This is a genomic window from Streptomyces sp. Y309 (genome assembly GCF_056712025.1).
In genome coordinates this window covers 1525189-1546340 of sequence record NZ_CM160048.1, presented here as the reverse complement: position 1 = coordinate 1546340, position 21152 = coordinate 1525189, and the positions used below count along the sequence as shown (strand labels likewise).

The window sequence follows — 21152 nt, the reverse complement described above, 5'->3', positions numbered from 1 at the left end:
CCAAGCGAGTTCCAGCTATCGTTCAGTGCACCGACGAATATCCGCGGCCCGACGGCGCGGGACGCACCGGCACGTGTGAGGAGCAGCCATGGCCGCGGTGGACCTGACCACCCACCCCGGGCACCTCGCCCGGCGCCTGCAGCAGGCGCACCACCTGCTGTGGAACGCGATGGTCTCCGAAGAGATCACCTCACCGCAGTTCGCGGTCCTCAACGCCCTCGTCGCCGAGCCGGGACTCGACCAGCGCGGCGTCGGCGAGCGCGTGCGCCTCGACCGCTCCACCGTCGCCGACGTCGTCAGCAGGCTCACCGGCCGGGGCCTGCTCGACAAGGTCCGCGACCCGCAGGACGGCCGCCGCGCCCTGCTCCGCCCCACGGCCAAGGGCAAGCGGGCCCACCGCAGGCTGACGGTGCGTACGGCGCGGATGAACGAGGTCTTCCTCGCGCCGCTGGCCGACGACGAGCGGGCGGTGTTCCTCGGCCTGCTCCAGCGGGTCGCCGACGCGGCGGAGCGGCTGCGCGACCCCGAGGCCGAAACCGTCACCCCTTCGTGAACACCACCCACACCGGGCCCTTCGCGAAGTCCAGCGGCTTGCCGCCGGGTGTGCTGAACTCCGTCCCGTCGTCCGCGGACCCGCGCTCCCACCGCGCCTCGTAGGAGCGGCCGTCGCGCAGCACCTGGGCCGTGCCCGAGCCCACCGTGCGCGTCAGCGGCGAGGTGTTGCCCGAGCGGTCGTGGAAGCGGGAGTCGCGGATGTCGACGCGCTGGACCACCACCGTCGCGGCGCTCAGCGCCTTGCCGGCCGGGGTGCGGGCCGGGGTGCCGTCCATCGCGATGTGCCAGCGGCCCTCGTACTCGACCCAGGTGAAGGTGAAGCGCGCCGACGGGAAGTGGACCGTGCGCCGGGTCTCGGGTGTGCCGCCGGCCGGGCGCGGGCCGAACGTGAAGCCGGTGCTGTCCAGGCCGCTCGCCTTGGGCCGGGCGCCCAGCGCGGCGGGCCGCAGGTAGAGGTTGTGCGGGGCGGGCCTGCCGCTGTCGCGGTAGTACGCCCTGGCGGGGGCCTCGCCCGGCGGCAGCGGGCGCAGCGGGGCCGCGTCGATCAGCGGAAGGAGCTTGCCCTGCGCGCCGGAGAACGCGAGCACGGGACGGTCGAACTGCCGCAGCAGGTCCAGGTCCGTCTCGCGGGCGCTGCGCACCGGGCCGACGACGGGCGGCGGCTTGGTCGCGTACACCGCCATCAGCCGGCTCAGGCCCGCCTCGACCTGCTCGGCGTACACGACGTCCGCCGCGTCCAGGCCGGTCTGCGGGCGGGCCGGGCCCACGTTGTCGATCTTCACGGCGAGTACGTCGCCGCCGGAGCCGGACCCCTTCGCGTCGCCGTCCCGCTCCGTCTCCAGGGTGCAGCCCGAGGCGAGGACGGCGGCGGCGCCGAGCGCCGCCACCGCCGACACCACCGTCTTCGCACGCCACGCCCGTACCGGCCCCCGCGCTCGCCCCCGTGCTTTCTCTCTCATGTCGGGGATCTACCCCGAACCGGGGACTTCTCAGCGCGGACCGGGGATTCCTCAGCCCAGATCGAGCACATTGGGCAGGCCGAGCCGGTACCGGACGCGGTCGTGGCGCCTGAGGCCCTCGATTTCCGGGGCGCGGTACATGGGTGTCACCTCGCACCTCTTCTGGTCCGAGCCCACGCGGTCGAGCAGGGCGTTCACCGCCTGGCGGGCCGCGGCGTTGGCGCCCTCCATGGTGGCCAGGTCGATGTCGACGGACACATAGTCGCCCGCGAGATAGAGATTGGGGATCTTCGTGTCGGCCGACGGGCGGTTGTGCAGGGTGCCCACCGGGTGGATCAGGAGCTCGTCGTCGTTGGTCGGGTTCGGGCCGCCGATGCCGTCGACGCCCGGGTCGAGGAACCACGAGTGCAGCTTCGCGTCGCTCAGGACCTGCTTGCCGGTGTCGTTCAGGGACGCCTTCAGCTGCGCCCACACCTCGCGCGCCACCTCGTCGCGCGTGCACTGCTTGGCCGTCTTGCCGTACAGCATCCCCGGCTTGTCCCACTCGGAGATGTCCACCGACAGACAGTCCACCGCCGTGCCGTCGCCGTAGTCCGCGGGGAAGTCGCGGCCCTTCCAGTGCGCGGCCTGCGCGATGCCGGTGAGCGACCAGGGCGAGTCGATGCAGTTGAAGTGGCCCTCGACGGTTCCCGGGCGCTCCGTGAGGTAGAACTGGATGCCGGTCATCCAGTCCGTCTCGAGCTTGTCGCAGCGCGCCAACTGCGGGTCCGCCGCCCTGAGTTCACGGCTCCAGGTCTTGCGGGCGTGTTCGACCGGCATGGCCTGTACGTAGTGGTCGGCGACGATGTCCTCGCGCTTGCCGTCGGGGTTCTCGACGACCGTCTTGGTGATCCGGCCGTCTCCGTAGGCGAGCTCGCGCACCGTCCAGCCGATGCGGAACGTGACGCCCAGCGACTTCAGGTGTGTCACCCACGGGTCGATCCAGGCCTCGTTGGTCGGCGCGTTCAGGATGCGGTCGGGCGGGCCGTCCGCGCCGCGCCCGAGCGCGTTGAACACGAACGCCTCGCCGAGCGAGCCGACCGTGCGGGTGCTGGCCACCTCGGCCTTCGTCGCCACGATGTTGCGGGTCACGCCGATGGCGAGGATGCGCTGGTAGTCCTTCGACATCTGCTCCGCGCGCACGAACTTCCACCACGGCGTCGACTCCCAGTCGTCGTCGCGGCGCTCGTCGCAGCTCGTCAGGAAGACCAGGGCGCGGTTCACGAAGTACGCGACCTCGTGGCCGGGGATGCTGGTGGCCGTGTCCAGGAGGGCGGTCAGCGCGCGGGCGATGTCGTCCTTGGTGAGGCGGGCCGGGTCGCCCGTGTGCTGCGGGATCGGCAGCCGGATGTCCTCGCGGCCGCCGGCCCGGGCGAAGCTCATCTCGGGCGGGCTGACCAGGTTGTCCCAGACGCCGTTCGTGTTCCCCGGGAAGGGTATGCGGCGCATGGTGTCCGGCAGGTTGTGATAGATGCCCGGGATGAAGCGGAAGCCGTGCTCGCCCGGGAGCGGCCTGCGGTTGCCCTTCGCGCTGTTCGGTACGTCCATGCTGCGGGCCTTGCCGCCCAGCGCGCGGCGCTCGTACACCGTCACGGCGAAGCCGCGTTCCGCCAGTTCGTGGGCGGCGGTCAGGCCCGCGACGCCGCCGCCGAGTACGGCGACCGTCTGCGCGGCCCGGGATGCGGGGTCGGCGGCGCGTGCCGGGCCCGCCAGTGCGCCGAGGCCCAGCGCGGCCGCGCCGCCGACGGTCGCCGTACGCGTGACGAAGGTTCTGCGGGTGCTGCCTGACGTGCGTGCGTGTGCGTGCGCGTGCCCCACGTGTCGTCCCCCTTACCGGTGGTAACTCAGGTGTCGGGGGCGGATCTTACGGTTACTGGCGGGGCGCCGGAAGCGGGTGCGTTGCTTGTTGGCGTGTTTTCGTCTGCGGGTGGGCGGGCGGTTGCCCGCCGCTGTCGCGGCGGGATTGCTCCCACCCGCCCACCCGTTTACTGCGGTCCGTGGGGTGGACCGGGGGTGGTCGGGGGTGCGACTGGGACAAGAGCCACGGGTGGGCGGGGCTGGGCAGCGGCGGTGCGACTGGGCCAAGGGTCACGGGCGGGCGGGTGGGAGACACCGCCGCGGAGCGGCGGGGTGGCTGGGCAGCCGGGGGTGCGACTGGGACCAGGGTCACGGCGGGGTGGCTGGGCAGCGGCGGTGCGACTGGGACGAGGGTCACGGGTGGGTGGGTGGGGGAAACCGCCGCGGAGCGGCGGAGCACGGCAGCAGCTACGGTGCCGCAGTCCGACGGCTCCCCCCGGCAAGGGGCACTCAGGCCGGCGGCGACCCCAGAACCGTGGCCAGGTCGTACCCGGCAGGCTCCTCCAGCTGGGCGTACGTGCAGGACTCGGGAGTCCGGTCAAGGCGCCACGCCCGAAACTGCGCCGTGTGCCGGAACCGCACCCCGTTCTCCATGTGGTCGTAGGCGACCTCACACACCCGCTCGGGCCGCAACGGCACCCAGGAAAGATCCTTCTTGCCGGTCCACCGGCTCACCGCCCCCGGCAACCGGGCCCCCTCGTGCGCAGACTCCTCCGTCCACGCCGCCCACGGATGCCCCGCCACGGACTCCATCCGCAGCGGCTCCAGCTCCGCCACCAGCTCCGCGCGCCGCTTCATCGGGAACGCCGCGCACACCCCGACGTGCTGCAACGTCCCCCCGTCGTCGTACAGACCGAGCAGCAGCGAACCCAGCACCGGCCCGCTCTTGTGGAAGCGGAAGCCCGCGACGACGCAGTCCGCCGTCCGCTCGTGCTTGATCTTGAACATGAGGCGCTCGTTCTGCCGGTACGGCAGGTCCACCGGCTTGGCGATCACCCCGTCGAGCCCGGCGCCCTCGTACTGCTCGAACCAGCGCTCGGCCACCGCCCGGTCCAGCGTCGCGGGCGCCAGGTGCACGGGCGCGCTCACGCCGTCGAGCGCCCGGGTCAGGAGCTGCCTGCGGTCGCTCAGCGGTACGTCCAGGAGCGACTCGTCGAAGAGGGCGAGCAGGTCGAAGGCGACGAACGACGCCGGGGTCCGCTCGGCGAGCGTCCGCACCCGGGACTCCGCCGGGTGGATACGCTCGGTGAGGGCGTCGAAGTCGAGCCGCCCGTCGCGCGCGATGACGATCTCACCGTCGATCACGCACCGCTCGGGCAACCGCTCCCGCAGCGCCTCGACGAGCTCGGGAAAGTACCGGGTCAGCGACTTCGTGCCGCGGCTGCCGATCTCGATCTCCGGGCCGTCCCGGAAGACGACGGCCCGGAACCCGTCCCACTTCGCCTCGTACTGCATGCCGGGCGGAATCCGCGCCACGGACTTGGCGAGCATGGGCTTCACGGGCGGCATCACCGGGAGATCCATGGTCCGATTCTGCGGTCGGCCGCACCATATTGCCCGGTATGCGGCATTTGCCGTACGCGTCTACCGTGGCACCCATGGGCGCCGGAGCGGCGGTGGAGCTGACGGCTGGAGAGCGGAAGGTGCGGCTCTCCAGCCCCGACCGCGTGCTGTTCCCCGCCCGCGGCTTCACCAAGCGGGACCTCGCCGAGTACTTCATCGCCGTCGGCGACGGCATCCTGCGGGCCCTGCGCGAGCGGCCCACGACCCTGGAGCGGTATCCGGAGGGCATCGACGGCGAGCACTTCTACCAGAAGCGGGCCCCGAAGAACCTGCCCGACTGGATCCCCACCGGCACCATCACCTTCCCCAGCGGCCGCACCGCCGACGAGATCTGCCCCACCGAGGTCGCCGCGGTCGTCTGGGCCGCCCAGTTCGGCACGTTCACCTTCCACCCCTGGCCGGTCCGCCGCACCCACCCCGACCACCCCGACGAACTGCGCATCGACCTCGACCCTTCGGGAGACTCCGTCCCCGGCACCGACTACGCCGACGCCGTCCGTGCCGCCCATGGACTCAGGGCCGTCCTGGACGACTTCGGTCTTCGCGGCTGGCCCAAGACCTCCGGCGGGCGCGGCATCCACGTCTTCGTGCCCATCGCGCCCCGGTGGACCTTTGTCGAGGTGCGGCGCGCCGCCATCGCCTGCGGCCGCGAACTGGAGCGGCGCATGCCGGACGTGGTGACGACCGCGTGGTGGAAAGAGGAGCGCGGCGGGCGCGTCTTCGTCGACTTCAACCAGACCGCCCGCGACCGCACGATGGCCTCCGCCTACTCGGTGCGTGCCCGCCCGCACGCCCCCGTCTCCGCTCCGCTGCGCTGGGACGAGCTCGACGACGCCGTGCCCACCGACTTCGACATCGGCACCATGCCCGGACGCTTCGCCGAGGTCGGCGACGTACACAAGGACATGGACGAGCACGCCTTCTCGCTGGAGGGGCTCCTCGAACAGGCCGACCGCGACGAGCGCGACCACGGGCTCGGCGACATGCCCTACCCGCCCGAGTACCCGAAGATGCCCGGAGAGCCGAAGCGGGTCCAGCCGAGCCGCGCGAAGCACGACGACTGAACCCGCTCCTGTTCAGGGCCGGTTGCTACAACTCCTTGATCCGGATGTCCCGGTACGACACCACGTCCGTGACCCCGTGAACCTGGAGCCCCACATAGCCGGACGCGAAGCGGCGGCCGTCCGTGCCGGGGTCGTCGCCGCGCGGCGGCTCGAAGACCTGGCCGCCGGTGTTGTCGAACTCGTTGAGCAGGACGCCGTTGCGGTAGACCGAGTAGTGCTGGTCGACCACGCGGATCTCGTAGTCGTTCCACGTGCCCTTGGGCGTCACGCCCGCGCCCGCGAGCCCGACGCGGTCGAAGCCGTAGACCGAGCCGGTCTTGTACATGTCGCCGTCGGGACGGTCCAACACCTGTATCTCATGGCCGTACTTGATGGCGACCCACTCCGGGCGTGGCTCCTCCGGGTGGTCGTGGACCTGCGGGAAGCGCACGAACACGCCGGAGTTGGCGTTCCCGGCGGCCGGGGCGTCGTCGCGCCACTGGAGCTTCAGCGAGAAGTCGCCGTACTTGCGCTCGGGGAACCACAGCATGCCGAGGCCGTTCTTCGTGGTGCCCGAGGTCATCGACCCGTCGGCGTTCAGGCCGAACGAACCGCCGCCCACGTGCTGCCACTTGGCGAAGGACTTCTGCGTGCCGTCGAAGAGGTGACGGTAGCCCTCGGTCTGGCCCGGCTTGCCGATGCCCGACTGCTTCGCCGCCTTGTTGATCTTGTTGTACTCGCGCTGGTCGATCTCTCCCGACTTCTTGAGGCGGTCCGTGACGGTCTTCACGTGCTTGAGGAACAGCGCGTGCGACGACCAGTCCTTCTCGTCCTCGATCAGCTCGCCGATCCGGCACCGGTTGTCGGTGACCCGGTTGGGGATGCCCGTGTCGACGGTGCCGACGAAGACCGTCAACCGCTCGTCGTACTCGGGGCAGTTGGGCCCGGGGACCCCGCCGCCCTCGTCGACCGTGAACGCCACCGACTTCGCGGGCGCGGTGTTGCCCGCCTTGTCGCTCGCCCGGTACGCCACGGTGTGCCGCCCGACGCGGTCGACGACCACCGGCGCGGCGTACGCCACGTACGGGCCGCCGTCCAGGGAGTACTCGACCTTGTCCACGCCCGAGTCCGCGTCCCTCGCGGTGACCGTCACCGTGGCCCTGCCGATGTAGGCGCCGTCGGAGTTCTTGTCACCGGTGACCTTCGCCGACGTCTCCGGCGGCGTCTTGTCCTCGGCCGGCGGCGCGACCACCGTGAACTCCACCGACTTCTCCGGAGCGACGTTGCCCGCCTTGTCGGAGGCGCGGTAGCGGACCTTGTGGCTGCCGGCCTCGTGGACCATCACCGGAGTCGTGTACGGCTGCCAGGCGCCGTCGCCGAGCGCGTACTCGACCTTGTTGAGGCCCGAGCCCGCGTCGGACGCCGTCACCGTGACCGTCGCCATGCCCAGGTACTGGCCCTGGCCGTTCTGCTCGCCGGTGACCGTCGCGGACGTCTCCGGCGGCGTCTTGTCGTCGGTCGGCGGCGGGACGACCTTGAAGTCGACCGCCTTCTCCGCCGCCACATTGCCCGCCTTGTCGGAGGCCCGATAGCGGATCTTGTGCGTGCCGACCGTGTTCACGACCACGGGCGCGGTGTACGGCTGCCAGGCGCCGTCGGCCCCGACCGCGTACTCGACCTTGTCGACGCCCGAGCCGCCGCTCTCGTCGGTCGCCGTCACCGTGACCGCCGCCGAACCGACGTACGCGCCATCGGAGTTGGTCGCCCCGTCCACCTGCGCCTTCGTCTCCGGGGCCGTGGTGTCCTCGCCGCCGCCCTCGGTCACGACCAGGATGCCCTGCATCGCCCCGTGGCCGGGGATGGTGCAGTAGTAGCGGTAGCGGCCCGGCTTGAGGGTGACCTCGGCCGTGTGCTTGCCGCCCTGGTCGTCGCCCGGGTTGGCGAGGATGTTCAGCGGGACGTCGTTGTTGTACTCGGGGTCGGAGACGTCGAACGTCAGCGTGTGCGGCATGCCGGTGGTGTTGCCGGTGGCCACGCTGTTCTCGAAGACGATCGTCGTCTTGCCCGCGACCGCCGTCGCCGGCGCGGACTTGTACTTGGAGATGTCGTTGTCGGCGGTCCAGGTCAGCGTCTGCTGCTGCGCGGCGAGCCCGGTGTTGTCGGGGCGCGCGCTCGCCGCCGACGTCAGGCCGACCGCCATGAGGAGCGCGGCGAGCAGCGCCGTCCAGACCTTGCCGCGGCGCGGAGCCGTCCGGAGCCTGCCGCGGTGAGCGGATCTCGGAGCCGTCCGGATCCCGCCGCGGTGAGCGGATCTCATCGTCCCGCCTTCCTCGCCAGGTCCGCCGCGGCCGGAGTGGCCGCGCCGCCCTTGTACGTCACGCGCCACAGCGCCGACTTGGCGTCCGAGGTGAAGAAGCCGCGCCCGTAGTCGAGGACGTACAGCGAGCCGTCCGGGGCGAACTTCCAGTCCATGAGGTTCTTGATGTGGTCGTTGCCCACCGGGATGATCTTGCGCAGGGATTCGGCGTGCACCGGCAGGCCGCCCTTGCCGACCGTCTTCGGGTCGGTGAGCACCGCGTGCCGCGGCTGGTCGCCGTCGTAGAAGTCCCCGACGAACCACTTGCCGTCCCAGTACGACGGCCACTTGTCCGCGCTTCCGCTCGCCGCGTCGTAGCGGTAGACCGGGCCGTTCATGGTGGCCTGGCCGCCGCCCTTGAGCCACGGCAGGAGCTGCTTCTGCTCCTCCTGCTTGTAGCTGGGGACGCCGTTCGCGTCGCGCGGGTAGTCGATGCCGCCGCCCTGCGGCGAGTACCAGATGGTGTTGGGCTCGGCCGGCGGGATCTTCACCAGGCCGTCGTTGTTCGGCGACTCGTTGCGCAGGTTCTTGCAGTCGTACCAGCCGAGCGGCTTGCTCGGATCGGGCAGATTGCGGTCGCGGTAGGGCTGGTTGTTGCCCATGCAGTACGGCCAGCCGCGGTTGGAGGCGTGCGTGATGGCGGCGAACGTGTCGTACTTCGCCGGGCCCCAGGTCGTCGACGGCTGACCGGCGTCGGGGCCGACCCAGCCCGCGTACAGGGTGTCGGTCTTCTTGTCGACGAAGATGCGCGCCGGGTTGCGCACGCCCATCACATAGATCTCGCCGCGCGTCTTGCCGCCGCCCTCGTCCGGTTCCTTGCCGGTGAAGAGGTTGCCCTCGGGCAGGGTGTACGTGCCGTCGGGCTCCGGGTGGATGCGCAGGATCTTGCCGTTGAGGTTGTTGGTGTTGCCCGCGGTGCGGCGGGCGTCGGCGAAGGAGACACCCTTGAAGCTGGGCTGCGGGTTGTTGCCCGAGTAGCCGTCGCTGAAGCCGGAGGAGTTGTTGTCACCGGTCGCGATGTACAGGTTGCCCTTGGAGTCCCAGGACATCCCGCCGCCGGAGTGGCAGCAACTGTGCACCTGCACCGGCCACTTGAGCAGTACCTTCTCGCTGCCCATGTCCAGCTTGTTGGTGGCCTGGTCGAGCGTGAAGCGGGAGACGTATCGCTCGGCCATGTGTGTGTCGCGGTTGAGCTGCGAGTGCGGTGTGTAGTGCAGATAGACCCAGCCGTTCTCCTCGAACTTCGGGTCCAGCTCGATGCCGAGCAGGCCCTCCTCGACCTTGATCAGCTCACCGCCGCCGCCCTTGTTGCCGAAGACGGTGAGCGCCCCGGCGAGGGTGACCTGCTTGGTATTCGGGTCGTAGACGTGGATCTCGCCCTTGCCCTTGCCGATGTCGGGGCTGTTCCAGTCGGTGACGACGGGCTGCGAGGAGTCGGCGCCGCCGCGGCCGATGTAGAACACCCGGCCGTCGGGCGCCGTGACCAGGCCGTGCGGCTCGCCGATCTGGTCGTTCTGACCGGGCTTGTTGGGCTGGGTCAGGCGCTCGGCCTGGTAGTTCGCGTTGATGGTCGCCTTGCAGTCGGCGCGCGCGATGCGGGTCGTCCACAGCAGGGCGCCGCGCAGATGGCCGCGGAAGTCCGTCTCGTCGTAGGCGTCGGCCGTGCCGCCCATGCCCGTGTAGAAGGACCGGCCGCCGTCGTAGTCGCGGCACCAGGACACCGGGTGGTCCCAGCCGTTCGCGCCCTCGCCCGGCTTGTACGTCGCCTCGCGCACCCGGGCCACGGTGTGCACGGAACCCGACGGATTCGTCTCCCAGTTGAGCCACTTGTCGGGACGCTTCCACTCCAGGGGCAGGCCCTTGGTGGCCGGATTCTCGCGGTCGCCGACCTCGACGGTGGCGCGCTGGACGGCGGCGGGGCTCGCGTCCTTGGGGCGGGCGCCGATCAGGCCGGTGAACCAGGACGAGTACGGCTCCGCTCGGGCCGCGTCGTGCAGGCCGAGGAAGCCGCCGCCGGCCTCCATGTAGGCCTCGAGGCCCGCCTCCTGCTCGGCGTCCAGGACATCGCCGCCGCCGGTCACGAAGGTGACCGCGTTGAACCTGCCGAGCCTCTTGGCGTCGGTGAACACCGCCGGGTCGTCCGTGGCCGTCACCGTGAACCGCTGCTCGGCCGGGCCCGACTGGCCGATCTTCTCGATGGCGGCGATCGCGGCGTCGACGACCGGCGACTCGTCGCCGCCCGCCGCCGAGCCGTAGAAGGCGAGCACACGCACGTTCGCGCCGCCCGGGGGAGCGGGCAGCGCGCGTGACATCGTTGTCTTCACCGCCTCCGGGTCGGGGGGCGGTTCCGGGAAGGGGCGCGCGGTCGCGGCGGGGCCCGTGAGGAGGCCGGCGGCGACGGCTCCGGCGGCCAGGGCGGCCGCCCAGGCGCGGCGCGTGGATCTGTGTCTGGTTCTGCCCAACCATCGTACGGTTGGGGGCGTTTGATGCGGTGTCAGCCGCATGAGTACACCCACCCATCGTCGGTCACGGCTATGGCGGATACATCAACAGCGCCGAAGAAGCCAGCCTTCCTTTGACGCTGGCGCCGACGAAGCTAGCCCTCTTTTGACGGCTAGCCAAGAGCTACGACAGCACTTCGTACGACCTTTGTCCTGCGTGTGGATAAACCGGGGCCCTGCCGCTAGCGTGTGGCCGGAATCCGGTGCCTCGTGCGCCCCGGTCCAGGTCCGTACGCAGCGTCAGTTTCCGTACTTCAGTGGGGAGTTCGCCATGGACAGACGGAGCTTCAACCGCCGGATGCTGGTCGGGGGAGCGGTTGCCACGGCCGGGGTGACATCGTTGTCGGCCATGGCGTCGGACTCCGCGGCCGACGCCCCGCGCGCAGTGGCGGACCCGCCGAAGACGGCGCCCGCGGGCGGCGAGGTGCGCCGCATCAAGATGTACGCGGAGAAGCTTCCCGACGGGCAGCTGGGCTACGGCCTGGAGAAGGGCAAGGCCTCCATCCCCGGGCCGCTGCTCGAACTCAACGAAGGGGACACCCTGCACATCGAGTTCGAGAACACCACGGACGCCGACGTCAGCCTGCACGTGCACGGCATGGACTACGAGATCTCCAGCGACGGCACGAAGCACACCAAGTCCCATGTGGCGCCCGGCGGCAAGCGCACCTACACCTGGCGCACGCACGCCCCGGGCCGCCGCAAGGACGGCACCTGGCGCCCCGGCACCGCCGGTTACTGGCACTACCACGACCACGTGGTCGGCACGGAGCACGGCACGGGCGGCCTGCGAAAAGGCTTGTACGGCGCGGTGATCGTGCGCCGCAAGGGCGACATCCTGCCGGACCAGACCTGCGTCATCGTCTTCAACGACATGCTGATCAACAACAAGCCCGCGCACTCCGGCCCCCACTTCGAGGCCACGGTGGGCGACCGGGTCGAGTTCGTGTCGATCACCCACGGCGAGTACTACCACACGTTCCACATCCACGGTCACCGCTGGGCCGACAACCGCACGGGCCTGCTCACCGGCCCCGACGACCCCAGCCAGGTCCTCGACGACAAGATCACGGGCCCCGGGGACTCCTTCGGCTTCCAGGTGATCGCGGGCGAGGGCGTCGGCGCGGGCGCGTGGATGTACCACTGCCACGTACAGAGCCACTCCGACATGGGGATGGTGGGCCTGTTCCTGGTGAAGAAGCCGGACGGCACCATCCCCGACTACGAGCCGCACCATCCGCACGCGACGTCGGAGAAGCCGGAGAAGAAGCCGGCGGCCGACGGGGGGTCGGGGCACGCGCAGCATTAGCGGGCTGCCGTCCGGCGGCCGCTTGACGCGCCCTAGGGCACGCGGGCCGTCCACTCCGCCGCGCCGAACTTCGTGTGGACCAGCTCCTGCGCGCGGGCCAGTTCCTTGTCGGTGACCTCGGCCGACGTGAGGCCGTAGCGGGAGCGGAAGGAGTCGATCATCCGCTCGATGACGGTCTCGCGCGGCAGGCCGGTCTGGCGGCGCAGCGGGTCGACGCGCTTCTTGGCGCTCTTGGTGCCCTTGTCGGAGAGCTTCTCCTTGCCGATGCGGAGCACCTCGAGCATCTTGTCGGCGTCGATGTCGTACGACATCGTCACGTGGTGCAGGACCGCGCCGGGCCCGCCGTCGGGGCCGACCATCCGCTTCTGCGCGGCGCCCGCGACCTTGCCGACCTCGGTGGCGATGTCGTTCAGGGGCTGATACCACGCCTTGATGCCCATGTCGCCGAGCGCGCCGAGGACCCAGTCGTCGAGGTAGGCGTAGCTGTCGGCGAAGGACAGGCCGGAGACGAGGGACTCGGGCACGGCGAGGGAGTAGGTGATGGTGCTCTGCGGCTCGGCGAACATGGCGCCGCCGCCGGAGATGCGGCGTACGACGGTCACTCCGTGCCGGGCGACGCCCTCGGGGTCCACTTCGTTGCGCAGCGACTGGAAGCTGCCGATGATCACCGCGGGGGCGTCCCACTCCCAGACGCGCAGCGTGGGCGGGCGCCGGCCGGCCGCGACCTCGGCGGTGATCACCTCGTCCAGGGCCATGTGGAGCGCCGGGGGCTGGGGCGCCTCGTGGATGAGCTGCCAGTCGTAGTCGCTCCAGTTGCTCGCCTGGGCCAGGGCGCGGCGCACCGCGACAGCCACGCTCTCCGTGGTCAGGCCGAACAGGACGGCCGACTCGGGCAGCGCGGCGTCGATCCGGGCGGTCAGGCCCGCGGTGTCGGTGTCGGCGGGGGCGCCTTCGAGGGACCGGTCGATGGCGAGGAGGGCCTCGTCGGGTTCCAGGAAGAAGTCGCCCGATACGCGGACGTTCTTCAGGGTGTCGTTCTCGACGTCCAGATCGACGACCACGAGCTTGCCGCCGGGGACCTTGTACTCACCATGCATGGGGCAACGGTACCTAGGGCGTGTCCGATGGGTCCCGTCGGCGTCGCGGCGCCTGGCACGCGCGTCTGCGGCGTTGTCGTCGGTTGCCGACGTTCCCCAAGCTCTCGACTGCGCTCGAGCAGGGGAGGCCCCACTGCGTCGACGCCCTCCTCCGCCTTGCAGCCACACGCACCAGACACCGCTCGACCCCACAAACACGCACCCGGAACACAGCCGACCGGACCCATCGGACACGCCCTAGTGCCGGAGCGTGGAGCCGCGGCCCGTCGGCGCCCGAGGGGCCGCGCTGCGGGCGCGCGGGCCGGGGCTATCCTGTGCGGCAACCGTCGACGAGGAGTCCCGAGGTGCCGCAGGCAGCATCGCGTCCCACGCTGGAGGCAGTGGCCGAGCGGGCGGGGGTGTCGCGGGCGACGGTCTCGCGCGTCGTGAACGGCGAGGCCGGGGTGCGGGAAGCGCTCGCGGCGAAGGTCAGACGGGCCGTGCAGGAGCTCGGTTACGTTCCCAACCGCGCCGCCCGCAGCCTCGTCACCCGGCGCCACGACGCCGTCGCCGTGGTCATCGCCGAGCCCGAGACCAGGGTGTTCGGCGACCCGTTCTTCGCACTCCAACTCCGCGGCATCAGCAAGGAACTGACGGCACGTGACGTCCAGCTGGTGCTGCTCCTGATGGAGGGCCGGGCCGACCACGAGCGGGTCGGGCGCTATCTCGCGGGCGGCCACGTGGACGGCGCGCTCGTCTTCTCGCTGCACCTGGACGACCCGCTGCCCGGCATCATCCACGGCGCCGGGGTGCCCACGGTGTTCGGCGGCCGGCCGGGCTGGGCGGGCGGCGCGGGCAGCGTCCGGTACGTGGACTGCGACAACCGCGGCGGCGCCCACCAGGCCGTACGGCACCTCGTCGGACTCGGCCGCGGGCGCGTCGCCCACATCACCGGCCCCCTCGACCAGACGTCCGCCGTCGACCGCCTCGACGGATACCGCGACGTGGTGCCGGGTGCCGACCCGGATCTGATCGCGGAGGGCGACTTCACCCTCGCCGGCGGTGAGCGCGCCATGCGTCTGCTCCTGGACCGCCGCCCGGACATCGACGCCGTCTTCGCCGCGAACGACCTGTCCGCGTCCGGTGCGCTGCGCGCGCTGCGCGCGTGCGGGCGGCGCGTGCCGGGGGACGTGGCGGTCGTCGGCTTCGACGACATGCTGCCCGTGGCCGAGCAGACCGATCCGCCGCTGACGACGGTGCGGCAGGACATCGAGGGGATGGGCCGGCTGATGGCGGCGATGCTGCTGCGCGGGCAGGGGCAGGGGCAGGACGGGGCCGCGGGGAAGGGCGAGGAGATCGACACGGCGTACGGCGAGACGGATGCCGAGGCGGACGCCGAGGAGGGCTCGCGCGTGGTGCTGTCCACGGATCTCGTCCGGCGGGAGTCCGCCTAGCGGTCCTCCTTCCGGCACTTGTTCGGCGTCAACGGGGTCGCGTTCGGCAACAACACGGTCGCGCCCCGGTCCACTGCCGGACCGGGGCGCGAGTTCATGGGGGACTCCTCCGGAGCGCCCCCGGGGTCACGACCCGACGGACACCGTGAACCGGCGCGGGTTGCCGTCGTGCGCCGCGCCGGACACGTCCGGCTGTCCGTCCGGGCGTACGTCGTCGTACGGGAAGGCGTACCCGATGGGCGAGTTGGCGTGCACCACCCGGGACCAGTGGTTGGTGACGTCGCCGCGGTAGTAGTCGCCGGCCGTCGTGCCGTTCGGCTGGGACGGGTGGGTGAGCATGATGCTGCGGTTGAACCCGGCGGCGAGCCGGGCGAGCAGGCCCTTCTTGTCGTCGGAGTCGTTCGGGTTGTTGGTGAACGGGCCGTGGTTGCAGGTGAAGATGTCCTTCGAGGTGGGCTTGGCGAAGGTGTGTCCGCCCTCGAAGCTGAGGGTGTCGCCGGAGACCCGGCCGACGCGCACGCCTCGGCCGCCCTGGAGGTCGATGCGCAGGTCGGCTCCGCGGTACTTGTCCCAGACCTGGTCGATGTAGCCGTTCCAGTAGTCGCGGAACGGCATCTTGCTCGGGTCGCCGAAGTGCGGGGCCATCAGGTTCTGCGGCGAGATGACGCGCAGCACGCCGCCGTCGCCGCGGATCACCAGCTTGTCCCAGGGCTGCCCGTCCCGGCCCGCCTGCGCCACCAGATCGGCGGCGATCTTGTCCACGGCCCCCTCGGGCAGCGGCGCGACCGTGTGCTTGGCGTCGCCCTCCAGGGTGAGGCCGATGGGCAGTGCGGTCACCAGGTCGACGTAGCTGATGTTGGCGTACAGCTGGGTGCTGTTGAAGGTGAACTCGCAGAACGACCACGTGCGGCCGTAGTTCGGGTCCTCCTTGGTGGCGAAGGCGGGCTCGACGAGGGAGGGACCTGGATTGAGGAAGAAGTCCAGCTTGCCGTCGCGGACGAAGTAGACGCGGGCGCCGAACATGTGAGGCAGCGTCAGCACCTTGGGGGCGGAGCCCGCGGCGCCCAGCGGGATGGCGCAGTCCACGGGCAGCGGCGTCTGCGGGGCCGACGGCGATTCGGGGCGGTAGACGCCGCCGTCCGGCTTGAGCAGCACCCAGCGGTCCGTGCCGGGCTCGTGGCCGGTGACGTACGCGCGGACCTGGCCCGGCAGCGACTTGTTCTGCAGCGCGAGTTCACAGGTCGCGGGCGCGGCGGCGGCGTCCGGGCTGAACGCGCCGCCCCAGGCGGGGTAGGTGAGGGCGCCCGCGGCGACCGCGGACGACGTCAGGAACGCTCTGCGCGATATCACGGTATGTCTCTCCTGGCGGGAATGTGGGGGGAGTTGGGCAGGAGTGCGGCCCGGGTGCGCGGTGGTGCGTCGACGTGCCCCCACTGTTGCGGCGGGGAAAACGCGTCGTCAAGAGTTAGGGCTGAGAGCGCTCTCAGAATCTGTTCCGGGTTCACAAGGTGATGAAGGTCGGACGCGGAGAGTGACGGAAGGTGGGGGTCGGCCCGGGTGGGCGGTGGCGGTCCTTGCCGGGCCGGGGTCAGCGCGCGCGGATTGTCAGTGCCCGGTGGAAGACTCGGAACTGACGTACCCGTGAGGCGAAAGCACGACAAAGGAGTCGATCATGCTCAGTGATCTCACGCTCACCGGCGCCCCGGTCTGGGTCGATCTGGGCACCACGGACATGGACGGCGCCGCGGCCTTCTACCGCGGTGTCTTCGGCTGGGACTTCGAGAAGGGCGGCGAGGAAGTCGGTGGCTACGGCACGTTCCAGCTCGACGGCAAGGTGGCCGCCGGCGGGATGACGGTCACGCCCGAGATGAGCGCCCCCACCTGGTCGCTGTATTTCTGCACGCCGGACGCGGACGCCACCGCCAAGCAGGTCGAGCAGGCGGGCGGCCGCACCCTCTTCGAGCCGATGGACGTCCTGGACCTCGGCCGCATGGCGGGCTTCGCCGACGCGGCGGGCGTCGCCTTCTCCGTGTGGCAGCCGGGCCGGAACAAGGGCCTGGAGCTGGTGAACGAGCCGGGTGGCCTGATCTGGACCGAGCTGTACACCCCGGACATCGAGGCGGGCGCCGCGTTCTACGACGCCGTGTTCGGCTGGAAGACCATCACCCAGCCCTTCGAGGGCGGGTCGTACACCATGGTGTATCCGCGCGAAGGCACGCCGGACGACATGTTCGGCGGCCTGTGGCCCCTCGACCAGGACCCGGTCGAGCAGGAAGCCGGTGTCTACTGGATGCCGTATTTCCAGGTGACCGACATCGACGCGGTGGTGGAGAAGGCGCGCACGACCGGCGGCACGGTCCGGGCCGAGCGCATGGACCTCGCCGGTGTGGGCGCGTTCGCGAAGCTCGCCGATCCGTACGGCGCGCGGTTCGCGCTGATGCAGCCGGAGCCGCAGCAGGGTTGAGCGGCAGGGCCGAGTCGACGGGGAGGGGCCGCCGAGGTGGGGCCCCGCCGAGTCGAGGCCCATGGGCGGGGCCCCGGCGAAGGGCCCCGCTGCCGTGGTCCGCAACGCCCGGCGCGCCGCGTTGAGCGAACGTTGATCGCTTGTTTCGCGCCGTCCTCGAGGATCACGGCATGCACAATGACACCGCTTTGACCGAGCCCGAACTCGCCTGGCAGGAGCAGGCGCTGTGCGCGCAGACCGGGCCCGACTTCTTCTTCCCCGAGCCCGGCAGCTCGGTGCGCGAGGCCAAGCGCATCTGCCGCCTGTGCGAGATGCGCCAGACCTGCCTGGCATACGCCCTCGACAACGACGAGCGGTTCGGCGTCTGGGGCGGGCTCTCCGAGAAGGAACGGCAGAGCCTGCGGCAAGGACGTGCCTGAGGGGCGCGGTCGGCTCAGCTCGGCGCGGCGCCCCGCGCGGCCGCCCGAGCGCGCCGCGCGGCCAGGCGCTCGTCGAACTTCGACGCCTCCGCGTCGAGCCCGTCCATGAAGAAGCCCAGCTCCTCCTGGGCCTTCGCGCCCTCGGGGCCGAGCCCGGAGATTTCCATGACCTTGAGGAAGCGCAGCACGGGCTGCAGCACGTCGTCGTGGTGGATGCGCAGGTTGTAGACCCCGCCGATGGCCATCTGGGCGGCGGCCCGCTCGAAGCCGGGCATGCCGTGGCCGGGCATGCGGAAGCCGACGACGACGTCCCGCACGGCGCACATCGTGAGGTCGGGGGCGAGCTCGAAGGCGGCCTTCAGGAGGTTGCGGTAGAAGACCATGTGCAGGTTCTCGTCGGTCGCGATGCGCGCCAGCATCCGGTCGCAGACGGGGTCCCCGGACTGGTGGCCGGTGTTGCGGTGGGAGATCCGCGTCGCCAGCTCCTGGAAGGCGACGTACGCGACGGAGTGCAGCATCGAGTGCCGGTTGTCGGACTCGAAGCCCTCGCTCATGTGCGCCATGCGGAACTGCTCGAGCTGGTCGGGGTCGACGGCCCGGGACGCGAGGAGGTAGTCGCGCATGACGATGCCGTGCCGGCCTTCCTCCGCGGTCCAGCGGTGCACCCATGTGCCCCAGGCGCCGTCGCGCCCGAAGAGGGAGGCGATCTCGTGGTGGTAGCTGGGGAGGTTGTCCTCGGTGAGGAGGTTCACCACGAGGGCGACGCGGCCGATGTCGGTGACCGGCGACTGCCCCTTGTCCCAGGCCTCGCCGTCCTCGAAGATGCCGGGGAAGTTCCGGGCGTCGGAGAACGGCACGTACTCGTGCGGCATCCAGTCCTTGGCCACGGCGAGATGCCGGTTGAGCTCCTTCTCGACCACTTCCTCCAAGGCGTACAGAAGCCGGGCGTCGGTCCATGTGTCCGGGCTGCCGAGATGGGGGGAGGTGATCGTCACGGGGTCTCCTGGGGACGGGAGGGGTGGGGATGCGGCGCCGGGGGTAGCACGGAGCCGCGAGCGGTATGTACCTACGCCATCGTAGGTTACGTACCCGTAGGTTAAGCCCTCCGTAAAGAGCCCCGAAACCGGGTCGGTGAACAGCCCCGGAACCAGGTCGGAACAGCCCCGGAACCGGGTCCGGCGCAGGGGGCCCCTGCGCGGGGTGGGACAGGGCCCCGAAGCCGGGCTCAGCCCACCGCCCGCCGCAGATGCTCCGCCGTGAACGACCCCCGCGCCCCGAGCAGCTCCCGCGGCGTCCCTTCGAAGACGACCCGGCCGCCGTGCTTGCCCCCGTCGGGCCCCAGGTCGATGACCCAGTCCGCGTGCTTGACGACGTCCAGGTTGTGTTCGACGACGAGCACGGTGTTCCCGGCGTCGACGAGCCGGTCCAGCATGGCGAGCAGCCCGTCGACGTCCGCCATGTGCAGGCCGGTGGTCGGTTCGTCGAGGACGTACGTGGTCCCCGTCCGATGCAGCTGGGTGGCGAGCTTGATGCGCTGCCGCTCTCCGCCGGACAGTGTGGACAGCGGCTGGCCGAGGGTGAGGTAGGTCAGGCCGACGTCACGCAGGGCGCCGAGCCGGCGGCGTACCGCCGCGTCGGGGAAGTCCGCGAAGAAGGCCAGGGCCCGCTCGGCGGTCATGTCGAGGACGTCGACGATCGAGCGCCCGCCCACCGTCAGGCGCAGCACCTCGTCCTTGAAGCGCCGCCCCGCGCACGCCTCGCACGTCGTCGTGACCGGATCCATGAAGGCCAGGTCGCTGTAGATGATCCCGCGGCCCTGGCAACTCTCGCAGGCCCCATGGGAGTTGAAGCTGAAGAGGCCCGGCTCGGTGCCGGTCCGCTTGGCGAAGAGAGAGCGGACCCGGTCCATGATCCCCAGATACGTCGCCGGGGTGGAGCGCGCCGAGATGCCGATGGACGACTGGTCGACGGCCACGGCGTCGGGGTGCTGCTCGATGAAGGCCCGGGAGATCAGGGTGCTCTTCCCGGAGCCCGCGACGCCGGTGACGGCCGTGAGGACGCCGGTGGGCACCCGTACGCTCACGTCCTTGAGGTTGTACAGGTCGGCGCCCTTGATCCACTCGCCGCCGACGGGCTCGCGCGGGTGTTCCTTGACGCCGCTGGTGCGGCGCAGGCAGCGGCCCGTGAGGGTGTCGGCGGCGCGCAGCTCCTCGGGGGTGCCCTCGAACACGACCAGGCCGCCGTCGGTGCCCGCGGCCGGGCCCATGTCGACGACGTGGTCGGCGACGGCGATCACGTCCGGGTCGTGCTCGACGACGAGCACGGTGTTGCCCTTGTCGCGCAGGCGGAGCAGCAGGTCGTTGAGGCGGCCCACGTCGCGCGGGTGCAGGCCGACGCTCGGCTCGTCGAAGATGTACGTCATGCCGGTGAGGCTGGAGCCGAGGTGCCGCACCATCTTCAGTCGCTGGCCCTCGCCGCCGGAGAGCGTGGACGTCTCGCGGTCGAGGCTCAGATAGCCGAGCCCGATGGCCTCGATCCGTTCGAGCGCGGCGACGGCCGCCCCGGCGATCGGTCCCGCCACCGGCCCGTCGACGCGGCCGAGCGCCGCGATCAGGTCGGTGACCTCCATGCGCGTGCAGTCGGTGATGCTCAGGCCCGCGACGCGGGTGGCGAGAGCGGCCGGGTTGAGGCGGGCGCCGTCGCACGCCGGGCAGTGGTCCTCGACGAGGAAGGGCTGCACCATGTCGCGGGTCTTCTGGGAGAGCGCCGACAGATCGCGGTTCAGGTACAGCCGCTCGAAGCGGTCGGCGAGCCCTTCGTAGTCGATGTCGCGGGCGCCGCCGGTGTTGTCGACGCTGACCTTGTGGGCCGTGGCGGCCTTCTTGCCGCGCCCGCCGCCGCGCATGAGGAACTGCCGTTCCGCGGCGGTGAATTCACCGACCGGCTTGTGCGTGTCGAGGTCGGTGGTGTTCGTGTACGTCTGGCCCTGCCAGGTCCCGACGGCGAACGGCGGGAACAGGATCGCGCCGCCCGCCAGGGACTTGGCGGGATCCAGGATGCGGTCGTAGTCGGGCCGCACCGTGCGGCCGAGCCCGGCGCACTCGGGGCACATCCCGCTCGGATCGTTGAACGAGTACGCGGTGGCCGGGCCCGCGCTCGGCGTGCCGTGCCGGGAGAACAGCACCCGGATCACCGAGTAGATGTCCGTCATGGTGCCGACGGTGGAGCGGGAGTGGCCGCCGATCGGCTTCTGGTCGACGACGATGGCGGGCGCGAGGTCCTCGATGGCGTCCGCGTGCGGCCGCTCGTACTTCGGCAGCCGGTTGCGGATGAACCACGTGAACGTCTCGTTGAGCTGGCGCTGCGACTCGACGGCGATGGTGTCGAAGACGACCGACGACTTTCCCGAGCCCGACACCCCGGTGAAGACCGTCAGACGGCCCTTCGGGATGCGCAGGCTCACCTCCTTCAGATTGTTCTCCCGGGCCCCGGTGAGGGTGATGTGCTGGTGGTCCGACCAGGTGTGCGGTGGGTGGCTGACATCTCGCATGGACGCG

General features: G+C 71.0%; 15 protein-coding genes. 6 read left to right on the top strand and 9 right to left on the bottom strand.

Annotated elements, in window-relative coordinates; genetic code table 11:
- Window positions 1-88: 88 nt before the first annotated feature.
- On the top strand, window positions 89-553 hold the full coding sequence (locus AC0KTA_RS05415; RefSeq protein WP_481053953.1) for a MarR family winged helix-turn-helix transcriptional regulator: 465 nt from the start codon (window positions 89-91) through the stop codon (window positions 551-553).
- On the opposite strand, the gene AC0KTA_RS05410 is transcribed toward AC0KTA_RS05415, so the two are convergent.
- From AC0KTA_RS05410 to AC0KTA_RS05400, 3 genes are all read right to left on the bottom strand, one after another.
- Window positions 540-1514 (bottom strand): DUF3048 domain-containing protein, encoded by a 975-nt coding sequence (locus tag AC0KTA_RS05410; protein WP_481053952.1) that lies wholly within the window; start codon window positions 1512-1514, stop codon window positions 540-542. The two genes, AC0KTA_RS05415 and AC0KTA_RS05410, sit on opposite strands and share 14 nt — an antisense overlap.
- A gap of 51 nt (window positions 1515-1565) precedes the next feature.
- A complete protein-coding gene (locus AC0KTA_RS05405) occupies window positions 1566-3371 on the bottom strand; it encodes a hydroxysqualene dehydroxylase (RefSeq protein ID WP_481053951.1) in 1806 nt (601 codons plus the stop codon).
- A gap of 489 nt (window positions 3372-3860) precedes the next feature.
- Entirely contained in the window at window positions 3861-4934 is a 1074-nt protein-coding gene (locus tag AC0KTA_RS05400) for an ATP-dependent DNA ligase (protein ID WP_481053950.1), read from the bottom strand.
- Window positions 4935-5008: 74 nt separating this feature from the next.
- Here AC0KTA_RS05400 and ligD point away from each other — a divergent pair, with 74 nt between their 5' ends.
- The gene (ligD, locus tag AC0KTA_RS05395) at window positions 5009-6037 is read left to right on the top strand and encodes a non-homologous end-joining DNA ligase (protein WP_481053949.1); all 1029 of its coding nucleotides are present in this window, start codon (window positions 5009-5011) and stop codon (window positions 6035-6037) included.
- A 25-nt stretch (window positions 6038-6062) separates the two neighbouring features.
- Here ligD and AC0KTA_RS05390 read toward each other — a convergent pair whose 3' ends face one another.
- Window positions 6063-8216: an OmpL47-type beta-barrel domain-containing protein gene (locus tag AC0KTA_RS05390; protein ID WP_481056313.1), complete on the bottom strand. Its 2154-nt coding sequence runs from the start codon at window positions 8214-8216 to the stop codon at window positions 6063-6065.
- A gap of 113 nt (window positions 8217-8329) precedes the next feature.
- Entirely contained in the window at window positions 8330-10876 is a 2547-nt protein-coding gene (locus tag AC0KTA_RS05385) for a ThuA domain-containing protein (protein WP_481053948.1), read from the bottom strand.
- 268 nt (window positions 10877-11144) lie between these two features.
- On the opposite strand from AC0KTA_RS05385, the gene AC0KTA_RS05380 reads away from it, so the two are divergent.
- Window positions 11145-12182: a multicopper oxidase domain-containing protein gene (locus AC0KTA_RS05380; RefSeq protein ID WP_481053947.1), complete on the top strand. Its 1038-nt coding sequence runs from the start codon at window positions 11145-11147 to the stop codon at window positions 12180-12182.
- A gap of 32 nt (window positions 12183-12214) precedes the next feature.
- On the opposite strand, the gene lplAB is transcribed toward AC0KTA_RS05380, so the two are convergent.
- Complete coding sequence (lplAB, locus tag AC0KTA_RS05375) at window positions 12215-13279, bottom strand: lipoate-protein ligase LplAB (protein ID WP_481053946.1); 1065 nt, start codon at window positions 13277-13279, stop codon at window positions 12215-12217.
- Between the two features lie 344 nt (window positions 13280-13623).
- On the opposite strand from lplAB, the gene AC0KTA_RS05370 reads away from it, so the two are divergent.
- Window positions 13624-14712: a LacI family DNA-binding transcriptional regulator gene (locus tag AC0KTA_RS05370; RefSeq protein ID WP_481053945.1), complete on the top strand. Its 1089-nt coding sequence runs from the start codon at window positions 13624-13626 to the stop codon at window positions 14710-14712.
- Between the two features lie 126 nt (window positions 14713-14838).
- Here AC0KTA_RS05370 and AC0KTA_RS05365 read toward each other — a convergent pair whose 3' ends face one another.
- Entirely contained in the window at window positions 14839-16062 is a 1224-nt protein-coding gene (locus AC0KTA_RS05365; RefSeq protein WP_481053944.1) for a glycoside hydrolase family 64 protein, read from the bottom strand.
- A 322-nt stretch (window positions 16063-16384) separates the two neighbouring features.
- Here AC0KTA_RS05365 and AC0KTA_RS05360 point away from each other — a divergent pair, with 322 nt between their 5' ends.
- On the top strand, window positions 16385-17176 hold the full coding sequence (locus tag AC0KTA_RS05360; RefSeq protein ID WP_481053943.1) for a VOC family protein: 792 nt from the start codon (window positions 16385-16387) through the stop codon (window positions 17174-17176).
- Between the two features lie 170 nt (window positions 17177-17346).
- On the top strand, window positions 17347-17595 hold the full coding sequence (locus tag AC0KTA_RS05355) for a WhiB family transcriptional regulator (RefSeq protein ID WP_481053942.1): 249 nt from the start codon (window positions 17347-17349) through the stop codon (window positions 17593-17595).
- Between the two features lie 14 nt (window positions 17596-17609).
- On the opposite strand, the gene AC0KTA_RS05350 is transcribed toward AC0KTA_RS05355, so the two are convergent.
- Complete coding sequence (locus AC0KTA_RS05350) at window positions 17610-18590, bottom strand: acyl-ACP desaturase (protein ID WP_481053941.1); 981 nt, start codon at window positions 18588-18590, stop codon at window positions 17610-17612.
- Window positions 18591-18820: 230 nt separating this feature from the next.
- On the bottom strand, window positions 18821-21145 hold the full coding sequence (locus AC0KTA_RS05345) for an ATP-binding cassette domain-containing protein (protein WP_481053940.1): 2325 nt from the start codon (window positions 21143-21145) through the stop codon (window positions 18821-18823).
- Window positions 21146-21152 lie beyond the last annotated feature (7 nt).